Source organism: Flavivirga eckloniae, from assembly GCF_002886045.1.
In the GTDB taxonomy this organism is placed as follows: domain Bacteria; phylum Bacteroidota; class Bacteroidia; order Flavobacteriales; family Flavobacteriaceae; genus Flavivirga; species Flavivirga eckloniae.
Map to the genome: position 1 here is coordinate 1,389,398 of NZ_CP025791.1, position 17,912 is coordinate 1,407,309.

The 17,912-nt window shown below is 42.3% G+C and carries 4 protein-coding genes; 2 read left to right on the plus strand and 2 right to left on the minus strand.

What is annotated here, in order from left to right:
* Positions 1–29: 29 nt before the first annotated feature.
* Positions 30–14,168 (minus strand): T9SS type B sorting domain-containing protein, encoded by a 14,139-nt coding sequence (locus tag C1H87_RS05775; protein WP_102754908.1) that lies wholly within the window; start codon positions 14,166–14,168, stop codon positions 30–32.
* A gap of 1,239 nt (positions 14,169–15,407) precedes the next feature.
* Here C1H87_RS05775 and C1H87_RS05780 point away from each other — a divergent pair.
* Together C1H87_RS05780 and C1H87_RS05785 are read left to right on the plus strand one after the other, a co-directional pair.
* Entirely contained in the window at positions 15,408–16,997 is a 1,590-nt protein-coding gene (locus C1H87_RS05780) for a peptide chain release factor 3 (RefSeq protein WP_102754909.1), read from the plus strand.
* Between the two features lie 143 nt (positions 16,998–17,140).
* The gene (locus tag C1H87_RS05785) at positions 17,141–17,377 is read left to right on the plus strand and encodes a (4Fe-4S)-binding protein (protein WP_102754910.1); all 237 of its coding nucleotides are present in this window, start codon (positions 17,141–17,143) and stop codon (positions 17,375–17,377) included.
* Between the two features lie 141 nt (positions 17,378–17,518).
* On the opposite strand, the gene C1H87_RS05790 is transcribed toward C1H87_RS05785, so the two are convergent.
* Positions 17,519–17,836: a DUF3467 domain-containing protein gene (locus C1H87_RS05790; RefSeq protein ID WP_102754911.1), complete on the minus strand. Its 318-nt coding sequence runs from the start codon at positions 17,834–17,836 to the stop codon at positions 17,519–17,521.
* Positions 17,837–17,912: the final 76 nt, after the last annotated feature.

Consider the following 17,912-nt stretch of genomic DNA (forward strand, 5'->3'; position numbering starts at 1 on the left):
TTAATTTCTTTAGTTGTTTGTTCACTATTCTATCTATTAATGTATAACCATCCCACTTTTGGCTTAGAACCATCTCCCAGATCTAACACATAGTAATATGTTCCTACTGGTAGTTTTTCTGTACCATTTATGGTAGATCTTCCATTTGATATACCATCAAACTCATTGTTATAACCTTGCTTCTTATATACTATGTTACCCCAACGGTTATAAATCTCTAAACTATTATTAGGGTAATTTTGTATACAGTTAATAACTAGAAGCTCGTTAACACCATCTCCATTTGGCGAGAATTCGTTAATAACTATTAAACAACCTAATTCTGTTTCTGTAGGGTCATCTTCAGTGTTTCCATCTACATCATCACCATCATCACTTGTATCCGTAATAGTTTCAAAACTAGGTGTCGTTCCTGATGCTACCACACTATTTGAAATACCTCCTGCGTTTATAGCTTGTTGTGTAATCTCAAATGAAGCAGTATATGTAGCAATTTCTCCGGCTAATAAAGTACCTTCCGAGCTACCTAAATCAGCACCATCGAAAACAGGGTCTTGTGTTAATACTAATGGGTTACCATTTATATCCGTAAATGTATCTACCAATGTTATACCTGTTAAGGTTACATTTCCTGTGTTCTCTACTAGAATAGTGTAATCAATAGTATCTCCTAAATCTGTACCAAAATCATCTGCTGTTTTTGTTACTTCAAGTCCACCAATACAGCTAACTGTTGTAGTTACTGTTAAGGTTATATCGGAAGTTCTATAAGAACATGGTGCTAATACATCTGTTGGTACTTCTCCATCTGGAGGACTTACCTCATCACCATTGGTTACACCATCACCATCACAGTCGGCAGCATTCCATGCAGCACTTGGTGCTACTGTGGCACTTGCTAGTACAAATGAACATGGATCTTGCGGATCAGTTCCATCTGTTGACTCTACATCATTTGGCACACCGTCACCATCACAGTCGCTTGTTGAACTCACTGTTACAGTAATACTTGCAGTATTAAACGAACAATCATCTAATGGGTCAGTTCCATCGGTTACTTCTGTTCCGTTAGTTACACCATCTCCATCACAATCGGCAGCATTCCATACAGCACTTGGTGCTAGTGTAGCACTTGCCAATACGAATGAACATGGATCTTGCGGATCGGTTCCATCTATACCTTCTACATCATTCGGAACACCATCACCATCACAATCGGCAGTAGCTGTTACTGTTAAAGTGATACTTGTCGTATTGAACGAACAGTCATCTAATGGATCGGTGCCATCGGTTACTTCCGTACCGTTAGTTACACCATCACCATCACAATCGGCAGCATTCCATATAGCACTTGGTGCTAGTGTAGCATTTGCCAATACGAATGAACAATCATCTAATGGATCAGTGCCATCTGCTACTTCTGTTCCATTAGTTACACCATCTCCATCACAATCAGCAGCGTTCCATGCAGCATTTGGTGCTACTGTCGCGCTAGCTAAAACAAATGAACATGGGTCTTGTGGGTCTGTTCCATCAGTATCTTCTATATTATTCGGTACACCATCTCCGTCACAGTCCGCTATCGAGCTTACCATAACAGTGATACTTCCTGTGTTGAACGAGCAGTCATCTAATGGGTCTGTTCCATCGGTTACTTCTGTTCCATTGGTTACACCATCCCCATCACAATCGGCAGCGTTCCATGCAGCACTTGGTGCTACTGTGGCACTTGCCAGTATGAATGAACATGGATCCTGAGGATCGGTACCATCAGTATCTTCTATATTATTCGGTACACCGTCTCCATCACAGTCACTTGTTGAGCTTACCGCTACAGTGATACTTGCCGTATTGAACGAACAGTCATCTAATGGATCGGTGCCATCGGTTACTTCTGTACCGTTGGTTACACCATCTCCATCACAGTCAGCAGCATTCCACACAGCACTTGGTGCTACTGTCGCGCTAGCTAATATGAACGAACATGGATCTTGTGGGTCTGTACCATCTGTATCTTCTACATTATTTGGCACACCGTCACCATCACAATCACTTGTTGAGCTTACCACAACAGTGATACTTCCTGTGTTGAACGAACAGTCATCTAATGGATCGGTGCCATCGGTTACTTCTGTTCCATTGGTTACACCATCTCCATCACAATCGGCAGCGTTCCATGCAGCACTTGGTGCTACTGTGGCACTTGCTAGTATGAATGAACATGGGTCCTGAGGATCGGTACCATCAGTATCTTCTATATTATTCGGTACACCGTCTCCATCACAGTCACTTGTTGAGCTTACCGCTACCGTGATACTTGCCGTATTGAACGAACAGTCATCTAATGGATCGGTGCCATCGGTTACTTCCGTACCGTTGGTTACACCATCTCCATCACAGTCAGCAGCATTCCACACAGCGCTTGGTGCTACTGTCGCGCTAGCTAATATGAATGAACATGGATCTTGCGGGTCTGTACCATCTGTATCTTCTACATTATTCGGCACACCATCACCATCACAGTCACTTGTTGAACTTACTACTACAGTAATACTTGCCGTGTTGAACGAACAGTCATCTAATGGATCGGTGCCATCGGTTACTTCTGTTCCATTAGTTACACCATCTCCATCACAGTCAGCAGCATTCCATGCAGCATTAGGCGCAATGGTAGCGCTTGCCAGTACGAAAGAACATGAGTCTTGTGGATCGGTGCCATCGGTTACTTCTGTTCCATTTATTACTCCATCTCCATCACAATCTGCAGCGTTCCATACAGCATTCGGTGCTACAGTCGCATTTGCCAATACAAATGAACAGTTATCCAGTGGGTCTGTTCCATCGGTTACTTCTGTTCCGTTAGTTACACCATCTCCGTCACAATCAGCAGCATTCCATGCAGCATTCGGTGCTACAGTAGCACTTGCCAATACGAACGAACAATTATCCAGTGGATCGGTGCCATCTGTTATTTCGGTTCCATTGATCACACCGTCGCCATCACAATCAGCATTGTCCCAGGCAGCATTTGGTGCTACAGTGGCACTTGCCAATACGAACGAACAGTTATCCAATGGATCGGTGCCATCCGTTATTTCAGTTCCATTGATCACACCGTCTCCATCACAGTCAGCAGCGTTCCATGCTGCATTCGGTGCTACAGTGGTGCTAGCTAGGACAAATGAACATGAGTCTAGTGGATCGGTGCCATCCGTTATTTCAGTTCCGTTGATTACTCCATCTCCATCACAATCTGCGGCGTTCCATGCAGCATTCGGTGCTACAGTGGCACTAGCCAATATGAACGAACAGTTATCCAATGGATCAGTGCCATCCGTTATTTCAGTGCCGTTGATCACACCGTCGCCATCACAATCTGCAGCGTTCCATGCAGCATTTGGTGCTACAGTGGCGCTAGCTAGAACAAATGAACAGTTATCCAGTGGATCGGTGCCATCGGTTATTTCTGTTCCGTTGATTACACCGTCGCCATCGCAATCAGCAGCGTTCCATGCAGCATTCGGTGCTACAGTCGCACTTGCCAATACAAACGAACAGTTATCCAGTGGGTCTGTTCCGTCGGTTATTTCTGTTCCGTTGATCACACCGTCTCCGTCACAATCAGCAGCGTTCCATGCTGCATTTGGTGCTACAGTAGCACTTGCCAATACAAACGAACAGTTATCCAATGGGTCTGTACCATCCGTTATTTCGGTTCCGTTGATTACACCGTCTCCGTCACAGTCAGCTGAGTTCCATGCAGCATTCGGTGCTACGGTAGCACTTGCCAATACGAACGAACAATTATCCAGCGGGTCGGTGCCGTCGGTTATTTCTGTTCCGTTGATTACACCGTCTCCGTCACAATCAGCTGAGTTCCATGCAGCATTTGGTGCCACAGTGGCACTTGCCAATACAAATGAACAGTTATCCAGTGGGTCGGTGCCATCGGTTATTTCAGTTCCATTGATCACGCCATCTCCATCACAATCAGCTGAGTTCCATGCAGCATTCGGTACTACAGTCGCACTTGCCAATACAAACGAACAGCTATCCAGTGGATCGGTGCCGTCGGTTATTTCAGTTCCGTTGATCACACCGTCTCCGTCACAATCAGCATTGTTCCATGCAGCATTCGGAGCTACAGTCGCACTAGCTAGAACAAATGAACATGAGTCTAGTGGATCAGTGCCGTCAGTCATTTCTGTACCATTGATCACACCGTCTCCATCACAATCAGCAGCGTTCCAGGCAGCATTAGGTGCTACAGTAGCACTTGCCAATACAAACGAACAGTTATCCAGTGGATCGGTGCCATCCGTTATTTCAGTGCCGTTTATTACTCCATCTCCATCACAATCAGCAGTGTTCCAGGCAGCATTTGGTGCTACAGTCGCACTAGCTAGAACAAATGAACATGAGTCTAATGGATCGGTGCCGTCCGTTATTTCTGTTCCGTTGATCACACCATCTCCGTCACAGTCAGCTGAGTTCCATGCAGCATTAGGTGCTACAGTCGCACTAGCTAGAACAAATGAACAGTTATCCAGTGGATCGGTGCCGTCTGTTATTTCTGTACCATTGATCACACCGTCACCATCACAATCAGCAGCGTTCCATGCAGCATTCGGTGCTACAGTGGCACTTGCCAATACGAACGAACAGTTATCCAATGGGTCGGTTCCATCTGTTATTTCGGTTCCGTTTATTACTCCATCTCCATCACAATCTGTGGCGTTCCATGCAGCATTCGGTGCTACAGTCGCACTTGCCAATATAAACGAACAGTTATCCAGTGGATCAGTGCCATCCGTTATTTCAGTGCCGTTTATTACTCCATCTCCATCACAATCAGCAGTGTTCCATGCAGCATTCGGGGCTACAGTCGCACTTGCCAATACAAATGAACAGTTATCCAATGGATCAGTTCCGTCTATTATTTCGGTTCCGTTTATTACCCCATCTCCATCACAATCAGCATTGTTCCATGCAGCATTCGGGGCTACAGTCGCACTAGCTAGAACAAATGAACATGAGTCTAGTGGATCAGTGCCGTCGGTTATTTCTGTACCATTGATCACACCATCCCCGTCACAATCAGCAGCGTTCCAGGCAGCATTAGGTGCTACAGTAGCACTTGCCAATACAAACGAACAGTTATCCAGTGGATCGGTGCCATCCGTTATTTCGGTTCCGTTTATTACTCCATCTCCATCACAATCTGTGGCGTTCCAGGCAGCATTAGGTGCTACAGTAGCACTTGCCAATACAAACGAACAGTTATCCAGTGGATCGGTGCCATCGGTTATTTCGGTTCCGTTTATTACTCCATCTCCATCACAGTCAGCTGAGTTCCATGCAGCATTTGGTGCTACAGTGGCGCTTGCCAATACAAATGAACAATTATCCAGCGGATCGGTTCCATCGGTTATTTCGGTTCCGTTGATCACACCATCTCCATCACAGTCAGCTGAGTTCCATGCAGCATTCGGTGCTACAGTAGCGCTAGCTAGAACAAATGAACAGCTATTCAATGGATCGGTGCCGTCGGTTATTTCGGTTCCGTTGATCACACCATCCCCGTCACAATCAGCTGAGTTCCATGCAGCGTTAGGCGCTACAGTCGCACTTGCCAATATAAATGAACAGTTATCCAGTGGGTCTGTTCCGTCGGTTATTTCGGTTCCATTTATTACACCGTCTCCGTCACAATCAGTAGCATTCCATGCAGCATTCGGTGCTACAGTGGCACTTGCCAATACGAACGAACAGTTATCCAGTGGGTCGGTGCCGTCGGTTATTTCTGTTCCATTGATCACGCCATCTCCATCACAGTCAGCTGAGTTCCATGCAGCATTCGGTGCTACAGTCGCACTTGCCAATACAAACGAACAGTTATCCAATGGATCAGTTCCGTCTATTATTTCGGTTCCGTTTATTACCCCATCTCCATCACAATCAGCATTGTTCCATGCAGCATTCGGTGCTACAGTGGCACTTGCCAATACAAACGAACAGTTATCCAGTGGATCGGTGCCGTCGGTTATTTCGGTTCCGTTGATCACACCATCCCCGTCACAATCAGCAGCGTTCCAGGCAGCATTAGGTGCTACAGTAGCACTTGCCAATACAAACGAACAGTTATCCAGTGGATCGGTGCCATCCGTTATTTCGGTTCCGTTTATTACTCCATCTCCATCACAATCTGCGGCGTTCCATGCAGCATTTGGTGCTACAGTGGCGCTTGCCAATATAAATGAACAGTTATCCAGTGGATCGGTGCCGTCGGTTATTTCAGTTCCGTTGATCACACCATCCCCGTCACAGTCAGCTGAGTTCCATGCAGCATTCGGTGCTACAGTAGCGCTAGCTAGAACAAATGAACAGCTATTCAATGGATCGGTGCCATCGGTTATTTCAGTTCCGTTGATCACACCGTCTCCATCGCAATCAGCATTGTCCCATGCAGCATTCGGTGCTACAGTGGCACTTGCCAATACGAACGAACAGTTATCCAGTGGATCGGTGCCATCCGTTATTTCGGTTCCGTTGATCACACCGTCTCCGTCACAATCAGCAGCGTTCCATGCAGCATTCGGTGCTACAGTCGCACTAGCTAGAACAAATGAACATGAGTCTAGAGGATCAGTACCATCGGTTATTTCAGTTCCGTTGATCACTCCATCACCATCACAATCAGCAGCGTTCCATGCAGCGTTAGGCGCTACGGTAGCGCTTGCCAATACGAACGAACAGTTATCCAGTGGATCGGTGCCATCCGTTATTTCGGTTCCGTTGATTACACCGTCGCCATCACAATCAGCATTGTCCCAGGCAGCATTCGGTGCTACAGTGGCACTTGCCAATACGAACGAACATGAGTCTAGTGGATCAGTTCCGTCGGTTATTTCAGTTCCGTTTATTACCCCATCTCCATCACAATCAGCATTGTTCCATGCAGCATTCGGGGCTACAGTCGCACTAGCTAGAACAAATGAACATGAGTCTAGTGGATCAGTGCCGTCAGTTATTTCTGTACCATTGATCACACCATCCCCGTCACAATCAGCTGAGTTCCAGGCAGCATTAGGTGCTACAGTAGCACTTGCCAATACAAACGAACAGTTATCCAGTGGATCGGTGCCGTCGGTTATTTCGGTTCCGTTGATCACGCCATCTCCATCACAGTCAGCCGAGTTCCATGCAGCATTCGGTGCTACAGTGGCACTTGCCAATACGAACGAACAGTTATCCAGTGGATCGGTGCCATCGGTTATTTCGGTTCCGTTGATCACACCATCTCCATCACAGTCAGCTGAGTTCCATGCAGCATTTGGTACTACAGTCGCACTTGCCAATACAAATGAACAGTTATCCAATGGATCAGTGCCATCGGTTATTTCGGTTCCGTTGATCACACCATCTCCATCACAGTCAGCTGAGTTCCATGCAGCATTTGGTACTACAGTCGCACTTGCCAATACAAATGAACAGTTATCCAATGGATCCGTGCCGTCGGTTATTTCGGTTCCGTTGATCACGCCATCTCCATCACAGTCAGCAGCGTTCCATGCAGCGTTAGGTGCTACAGTCGCACTTGCCAATACAAATGAACAGTTATCCAGTGGATCGGTGCCATCGGTTATTTCAGTTCCGTTGATCACACCGTCTCCATCGCAATCAGCATTGTCCCAGGCAGCATTCGGTGCTACAGTGGCGCTTGCCAATACAAACGAACAGTTATCCAGTGGATCGGTTCCGTCGGTTATTTCTGTGCCGTTTATTACACCATCTCCATCACAGTCAGCTGAGTTCCATGCAGCATTCGGTGCTACAGTGGCACTTGCCAATACGAACGAACAGTTATCCAGTGGATCGGTGCCATCCGTTATTTCGGTTCCGTTGATCACACCGTCTCCGTCACAATCAGCAGCGTTCCATGCAGCATTCGGTGCTACAGTCGCACTAGCTAGAACAAATGAACATGAGTCTAGAGGATCAGTACCATCGGTTATTTCAGTTCCGTTGATCACTCCATCACCATCACAATCAGCAGCGTTCCATGCAGCGTTAGGCGCTACGGTAGCGCTTGCCAATACGAACGAACAGTTATCCAGTGGATCGGTGCCATCCGTTATTTCGGTTCCGTTGATTACACCGTCGCCATCACAATCAGCATTGTCCCAGGCAGCATTCGGTGCTACAGTGGCACTTGCCAATACGAACGAACATGAGTCTAGTGGATCAGTTCCGTCGGTTATTTCAGTTCCATTGATCACGCCATCTCCATCACAATCTGCGGCGTTCCATGCAACATTTGGTGCTACAGTCGCACTTGCCAATATAAATGAACAGTTATCCAATGGGTCTGTACCATCTGTTATTTCAGTTCCGTTGATTACACCGTCTCCGTCACAGTCAGCTGAGTTCCATGCAGCATTTGGTGCTACAGTGGCACTTGCCAATACAAACGAACAGTTATCCAGTGGATCGGTTCCGTCGGTTATTTCAGTTCCGTTGATCACGCCATCTCCATCACAATCTGCAGCGTTCCATGCAGCATTTGGTGCTACAGTGGCGCTTGCCAATACAAACGAACAGTTATCCAGTGGATCGGTGCCATCTGTTATTTCTGTTCCGTTGATCACACCATCTCCATCACAGTCAGCCGAGTTCCATGCAGCATTTGGTGCTACAGTCGCACTTGCCAATATAAATGAACAGTTATCCAATGGGTCTGTACCATCTGTTATTTCGGTTCCGTTGATCACACCGTCGCCATCACAATCAGCCGAGTTCCACGCAGCATTCGGTGCTACAGTGGCATTTGCCAATACAAATGAACAGTTATCCAATGGATCGGTGCCGTCCGTTATTTCTGTTCCGTTGATCACACCATCTCCATCACAATCTGCAGCATTCCATGCTGCATTCGGTGCTACAGTGGCACTGGCCAATACAAACGAACAGTTATCCAGTGGATCGGTGCCATCGGTTATTTCGGTTCCATTGATCACACCATCTCCATCACAGTCAGCTGAGTTCCATGCAGCATTCGGTGCTACAGTAGCGCTAGCTAGAACAAATGAACAGCTATTCAATGGATCGGTGCCGTCGGTTATTTCGGTTCCGTTGATCACGCCATCTCCATCACAGTCAGCCGAGTTCCATGCAGCATTCGGTGCTACAGTGGCACTTGCCAATACGAACGAACAGTTATCCAGTGGATCGGTGCCGTCGGTTATTTCGGTTCCGTTGATCACACCATCCCCGTCACAATCAGCTGAGTTCCATGCAGCATTCGGTGCTACAGTGGCACTTGCCAATACAAATGAACAGTTATCCAGTGGGTCGGTTCCATCTGTTATTTCTGTTCCGTTTATTACTCCATCTCCATCACAATCAGCAGCGTTCCATGCAGCGTTAGGTGCTACAGTCGCACTTGCCAATACAAATGAACAGTTATCCAATGGATCAGTGCCATCGGTTATTTCGGTTCCGTTGATCACACCATCTCCATCACAGTCAGCTGAGTTCCATGCAGCATTTGGTACTACAGTCGCACTTGCCAATACAAATGAACAGTTATCCAATGGATCCGTACCGTCGGTTATTTCGGTTCCGTTGATCACGCCATCTCCATCACAGTCAGCCGAGTTCCATGTAGCATTCGGTGCTACAGTGGCACTTGCCAATACAAATGAACAGTTATCCAGTGGGTCGGTTCCATCTGTTATTTCTGTTCCGTTGATCACTCCATCTCCATCACAATCAGCAGCGTTCCATGCAGCGTTAGGTGCTACAGTCGCACTTGCCAATACAAATGAACAGTTATCCAGTGGATCGGTGCCATCGGTTATTTCAGTTCCGTTGATCACACCGTCTCCATCGCAATCAGCATTGTCCCATGCAGCATTCGGTGCTACAGTGGCACTTGCCAATACGAACGAACAGTTATCCAGTGGATCGGTGCCATCCGTTATTTCGGTTCCGTTGATCACACCGTCTCCGTCACAATCAGCAGCGTTCCATGCAGCATTCGGTGCTACAGTCGCACTAGCTAGAACAAATGAACATGAGTCTAGAGGATCAGTACCATCGGTTATTTCAGTTCCGTTGATCACTCCATCACCATCACAATCAGCAGCGTTCCATGCAGCGTTAGGCGCTACGGTAGCGCTTGCCAATACGAACGAACAGTTATCCAGTGGATCGGTGCCATCCGTTATTTCGGTTCCGTTGATTACACCGTCGCCATCACAATCAGTCGAGTTCCATGCAGCGTTAGGTGCTACAGTCGCACTTGCCAATACAAATGAACAGTTATCCAGTGGATCGGTTCCATCCGTTATTTCTGTTCCATTAATCACACCATCTCCATCACAGTCAGTCGAGTTCCATGCAGCGTTAGGTGCTACAGTCGCACTTGCCAATACAAATGAACAGTTATCCAGTGGATCGGTGCCATCCGTTATTTCCGTTCCGTTGATCACGCCGTCGCCATCGCAATCACCAGCACTCCATGCTGCACTTGGTGCTACAGTCGCGCTAGCTAGTACGAATGAACAACCGTCTAATGGATCGGTTCCATCGGCTATCTCGTTTCCATTAATTACACCATCACGATCGCAATCGGTATTATTCCATGCCACACTTGTTGGTAACGTAACGCTAGCTAATATAAATGAACATCCATTTTGTGGATCGGTTCCATCAGTATCTTCTACATTATTTGGTACACCGTCTCCATCACAGTCACTTGTTGAAGTAACTGGGAAAATAATACTTACCGTATTGAATGAACAATCATCTAATGGATCAGTACCAGCTCCTACTTCTGTACCATTACTTACACCATCACCGTCACAATCCGAACTATTCCATGCTAAGTTTGGTGCTACAGTAGCACTTGCCAATACAAATGAACAGTTATCCAATGGGTCGGTACCATCGGTTGCTTCATTATTATTTGTTACACCATCTCCATCACAGTCACTCGTTGAACTTACTACTGCAGTAATACTCGCGGTGATAAATGAACAATCATCTAATGGGCTAGTTCCATCGGTTACTTCTGTTCCATTGATAACGCCATCTCCGTCACAATCAGCAGTATTCCATGCAGCATTTGGTGCTACAGTCGCACTTGCCAATACGAATGAGCAATTATCCAGTGGATCGGTGCCATCGGTTATTTCGGTTCCATTGATTACTCCGTCACCGTCACAATCAGCAGCGTTCCATGCAGCGTTAGGAGCTACAGTAGCACTTGCCAATACGAATGAACAGTTATCTAACGGATCGGTGCCATCGGTAGCTTCTGTATTATTTGTTACACCATCACCATCACAATCTCCAGTAGAAGTTACTACTAATGTAATAGATCCTGCTGTATAAGAACAATCATCAAATAAATCTGTACCATCGATTACCTCTGTTCCATTAGTTACACCATCACCATCACAATCGGCCGTATTCCATGCAGCGCTTTGTGCTAAGGTTATATCAGCTATTACATAATCACATAAATCATTCGGATCTGTTGCCGATTCACCATCTGGCGGGCTTAACTCATCACAATCTGTAACACCATCTCCATCTGTATCTGTTGTATTATCTATTACGGTTACGGTTGCTGTATTATCTATTGTACAAGGGCTGGTTGCCGCCTGAGTATAAGTGTAAACATTTGTTACTGGTCCGCTCCATACACCACCTGCTGCAGGGCTACCGTTTAAGGCTGCAAATAATTCAGCATTTGTAGGTGGTGGACCTGAACACGTAACTAATGTACCATTTGTTCCTGCACTTGCAGGTGGTGCCTGAATTGTAAGTGCTACTTCATTAGACGTTTCATCTTTACATCCATTAGTCGTACTTGTTATAAGCACTCGATATTCTCGTCCTGAATGGCCAATTGGAGGAGCTGTTAAAGTTAAAGTTGCTGTACTTGTGTTGCTATAAATTCCTGTATCTGATAAATTTGTCCATACTCCAGCTCCTATTCTTTCCTGCCACTGATAAACTAAATCATCTCCGGTATCGACAACTGTAAATGTCGCATTATCTGCTAAACAAATTGAGCTTGCAGTTGGTTGTGTTGTAATCGTTCCTAATGTAGATGCTGTAGTTACAAATGAATTAGTTCCTTGAGGACTTCCTGTATTTGAAGGGACTCCATTACTATCTATACTCCCCTCGTCATCATCTGCTAAATTATTACTACTTGTTAAATCACTAACAACAAAGCTTCCTGATCCTTCAACAGCATCGGAACAACCATCACCATCACTATCTACATCTAAAAAATCCGGAATAGAATCCGCATCAGATTGTGTTAGTGGTAAAGGTGTACCTCCGTTGTTTGAATCTGCTATATCTGACCAACCATCATTATCTGTATCAACTAATGCACCTGTACCAATTAATCCGTCTCCATCACCATCGGCTCCTCCTGCTTCTATAACATCAAATATACCGTCGTTATCACTATCTAAATCCAGAAAATCTGGAAATCCGTCATCATCATTATCATATAAATCATTGACACCATCTCCATTGGCATCAACAAATGCCGGAAAACCTGGTGTGAGATCACTACCATCCAAATAATTTTCTATTCCGTCTCCATCTGCATCACCACTTGGGTCGAACACAGAACCTCCAGCTTCATCTGTATCTAAAATACCATCACCATCACTATCTAAATCACAAAAATCCGGAACGCCATCATTATCTCTATCGACAGTTTCAACTATGCTATAATAGGATACAATACCTCCTATAGCGCCATCTTGGGCGCCATTAGTATTTGTATCTTGTGGTGCTTGATGTACACCTGCTATTCCTCCTGCCAGATTAATATTTATGTTTGCTGGTGGTGTTGATAAATTGTGAAGAAACACACCGCCACCGCCACCGCCACCAGGGCCGTGCAATACTGTTGTACCTAAATCCTGACCATCTCCTCCGGATATATCAACATTTACTGTACCTGAATATGATTCGATATCGAAAGCAACTGAACCTCCAGCACCTCCACCGCCGCCGCCATCAATGCCTGTTCCCGGTGCAGTTGAATCTGCTCCTTGAGCAAAAATAGTACGATTATTACCTACAATATGCCTTGCTCTTATTACTACAATACCTCCTCCGTTTGTAGCTATTGCAGGGTTTAAATTAGTTATATATCCAGCACCTCCAGCACCTCCTAAGAATACTCTTTTTTGTGCTAAAAAAGACGCTAAAGATACACCTCCTAGTCCCCCTGCATCTGCTCCTGCCGGATCTACATTACACCATCGTTTACCTCCTATACCTCCGGCTCCGTAGTTAGAACCGCCGCCTCCGCCAGAATCTCCGGCAACACCGCCACCACCACCATTTCCTCTGGGGCCTCTACCTCTATTAGCACTCGGATCGTCTACAACGATTCCTTGACCTTTGGGTGATGATACTGTATTTGTAGATGGAAAAACCATTTGCGTTGCTGGATCAACCGAACAATTATCTAAGGTACCATTCGCACTTACTGTAACGCCATTATATCCCATTTCTCCAGCATCTATATCAGCATTAAGCGTTAAAGTATCTTCAACAAAAATGGCTACAACACCTCCAATACCTAAAACCGGATCCCACGGGGTACCAGACACCAAACCATTTACATTTACATTGTTACTAAAGTTCGGCACTCTAACTAACTGTATAAGTCCTGCTACATCGTAAGCATTTACTAATGCTCCATTTGGGAAAATATCATTACCTATAATATTCGATATTGTAAAAAACTCATAATTACCAGCATTACCTATATCGGTAATTGTACCTGCTGCTGCCGTATTTGTAGTGTTTACAGTAGCACCTTTCATTTGTATAATTAAAACTTTATCTCCAATTGCAAAGGCTGAAGCATCAGCTACAGAAATAGCATTTAGACAAGCTGGCGATGTATCACAAGGACCACAGCCTGGCGCCGTTATACCTGTTACAGCTTGATAATCATTTATTACACCACTTATATTAGTTTGTGATGTTGCAGAAAATGAAAATAACAAGCTCGCAACTATCAGTAAACAAGAATGTTTTAATTTTTCTTTTTCTAATTCAAAGATTTTAAAAAATAAAGCTATTTTATTTTTTAACAAAAAATGGGTAGAGGTTTTCATTTTTGAGAATTATAATTAGTTAATAGGGTGGTTAGACCTTTTGTATATGAAAAGCGTAAAGCATATATCATTTATAAAAGCAATAAAATCTAGCTAATGTTTAATGATTATACCAATAAGATAATTTACTAGTAAGTAAAACTGTAAGAGTAGAAATAGATCTGTAAATGATCTGACGATCTAAAAAATCGTTTCCGCTTTGGTCAGAAGGCTTGATAAAATAAGTCATATTCTTGAGAGTATTAGTTAGAGATTTTTATAATAGCAATTATTAGTTATTAAAGTTTTGGTTTGATAATATCGATTAAAAGCAATTTTATTCGATGAAATGCAAATATATGTTATTTATAAACTTTCACAAACAAAACCAAAAAAAAGTTTAACATTTGTTAATTTTGTAATATATACCCTTCTAAATTAAGATGTTAAAACTCTCATATCTTTAAAATATTGATAAAATCACTTGGCGGACTGCCTGCTAGTAATAAATCTGATTTTTGAAATAAATCAAGTATTAGCCCCTAATTGTTTTCTCATTTTCAATATAAAAACCACATATAAAAACTTAACAAATAACTATTTACTTATCAGTCAGGTAAGAAAACTTATTCAGTCTAAGCAGCATTTGTTTTATTGATACGTTATAATTTCTTAAAAACAATGAATTCTAAAGAAAACATTCTATTCATTAGATTTTAAATTGATTAATTAGTTTTTGTCTTAAAATTAACATTTGTTAATAATATTCTGCAAATATAAAAATACAATGCAAAACCCTACTAAGTTTGGTGATGATTTGAGATTAAGCACACTACATATTTTGTGCGCATCTTTAAATTTAAGCCCGATTATTCTCTATTCACTGGATGTGTAAGTTTAATTACCAAATATTATCGGAATTAAAGCACTTATAGAAGTAAGTAAATTAACTGCTTTAAAATGTTGCTTAGTATCACTTCGTCGATGGAGATGTTTCTCAATACTCAAAAAACACACCATAACATTTTAAAATCAAACGATTACAGTTATAATTTAAATAGACATGACCGTAAGGTTTTTAGTCAGCTTTAACAAAAATTAAACTTGTTTTATTCCGAAGATTGCTTTCAATATTTACAGACATTCATTAATAATACTTCTCTGATATTAATCTCTATATTAAAAGCCATATACTAAAGGTTTTCTGTAAAAACAATTTTATAAATATTATATTTGCAACCCATTTTGCATAACATAATTATGAGCTTTTTAGAGGAAATACAACGTAGACGAACTTTTGGTATTATTTCGCATCCAGATGCAGGTAAAACGACCTTAACTGAAAAATTACTGCTCTTTGGCGGTGCTATTCAAGAGGCTGGTGCTGTAAAAAGTAATAAAATAAAAAAGGGAGCTACTAGTGATTTTATGGAAATTGAGCGGCAACGTGGTATTTCTGTTGCTACATCTGTTTTAGCGTTTGAATATAATGGCATAAAAATTAATATTCTTGATACGCCAGGACATAAAGATTTTGCTGAGGATACGTTTAGAACACTTACTGCTGTTGACAGTGTTATTGTAGTCATCGACGTGGCAAAGGGTGTTGAAGAGCAAACAGAGAAGTTGGTAGAAGTTTGCAGAATGCGAAACATTCCTATGATTGTTTTCATTAATAAAATGGACAGGGAGGGTAAGGATGCTTTCGATCTTTTAGATGAAATTGAACAAAAGTTAGGTTTAAAGGTAACGCCTTTAAGTTTTCCAATTGGTATGGGCTATGATTTTAAAGGTATATACAACATCTGGGAAAGGAATGTTAACTTATTTAGTGGCGATAGTAGAAAGGACATTGAGGAAACTATAGAAATTAAAGATCTTGCTTCTTCTGAATTGGATACACTTGTTGGAGACGATGCTGCACAAACGCTAAGGGATGAAATAGAACTTGTTGAAGGCATTTATCCAAGTTTTGACAAAGAGGCTTATTTAAATGGTGATCTTCAGCCTGTATTTTTTGGTTCTGCTTTAAATAATTTTGGTGTAAGGGAATTGTTAGATTGTTTTGTTGAAATTGCTCCGAAACCACGCGCTAAAGAAAGTGAAGAACGTTTAGTTAAACCGGATGAAAATAAATTCTCTGGTTTTGTTTTTAAAATACATGCCAATATGGATCCTAATCATAGGAATCGATTGGCTTTTATAAAAATTGTTTCTGGCGAGTTTAAACGTAATACGCCATACTTACATGTAAGGCATAATAAAAAATTGAAATTTTCCAGCCCTAACGCATTCTTTGCCGAAAAGAAAGAAATTGTAGACATCTCATTCCCAGGGGATATTGTAGGACTACAAGACACTGGTAGTTTTAAAATTGGAGACACTTTAACGGAAGGAGAAGTATTGAATTATAGGGGTGTACCTAGTTTTTCTCCTGAACATTTTAGATATATTAATAATGCCGATCCTTTAAAATCTAAACAACTATACAAAGGTATAGATCAATTAATGGATGAAGGTGTGGCCCAGTTATTTACACTGGAACTTAATGGTAGAAAGGTCATAGGAACTGTTGGGGCGCTTCAATACGAAGTTATTCAATATAGGTTAGAGCATGAGTATGGTGCAAAATGTTCTTACGAAAATTTAAATGTACATAAAGCGTGTTGGGTTGATCCTGAAGATCCTAAAAGTGAAGAGTATAAAGACTTTATTCGAGTAAAACAACGTTTTCTTGCAAAAGACAAACAAGATCAACTGGTTTTTTTAGCAGACTCCCCTTTTTCATTACAAATGACACAGCAAAAGTATCCTAGTATTAAGTTCCATTTTACTTCAGAGTTCAACTAGAATTGTAGTGTATTTCGTATATAAAAAATTAAAATTTTGTATTTTGTCGATATTTTTATACATTTAGACGATTTTGTTAAATTATTGAATTTCTAACTGTCAACATTTAAAATAAGAATACTAACCCAAAAATTGACCTACTTATGGATATTGATGCCAAAGAATTCCGTAATAGCGACATAACTGTTACCTACGATCCCTGCAAATGTATTTTATCTGGAATTTGTGCCAGAGAGCTATCTGATGTATTTAGTAATTCTATTATTCCTTGGGTAAATCTGGACAATACTGAAACAAAAAGAGTTATTAAGCAGATAAATAGGTGCCCATCTGGAGCTTTGAAGTATCATAAAAACAATGAGAAAAAGCAGGCTTCTTAAAAAAGGGATGTCTGGAAAAAGTAATTAGATGTCTGTTCGAGTGTAGTTGAGATTTGTTTTAATATACTGATTTTTACAACATATCAACTACACTCGATGAGACAACTTTTAGATCTTTATACTTTTCAGGTAGTTTTCTACTTACGCTTGACCTGTTGGTCCAAAATTAAGCGGAATTGGAGGTTGCTCATAATCTTTTATTTCACCATGCGCATTTTCAAATCTGGAAATATTTTCTCCTAAGGCTTTTAACAATCGTTTAGCGTGTTGTGGAGTTAATATTATTCGAGCTTTCACCTTATTCTTTGGAATTCCGGGCATAATATTTACAAAATCTACAACGAATTCTGAAACTGAATGGTTAATAATAGCCAAATTGGAATATGTTCCTTCTGCTACTTTTTCATCTAGTTCAATATTAATCTGACCTTGCTTTGGGTTTTCTTTTTCGTTTGCCATATCATATATAGGGTTTTTACAATAAAAAAAGCCTTCAAGTTAATATACATGAAGGCTTTTATTTTATAGGTTCCTG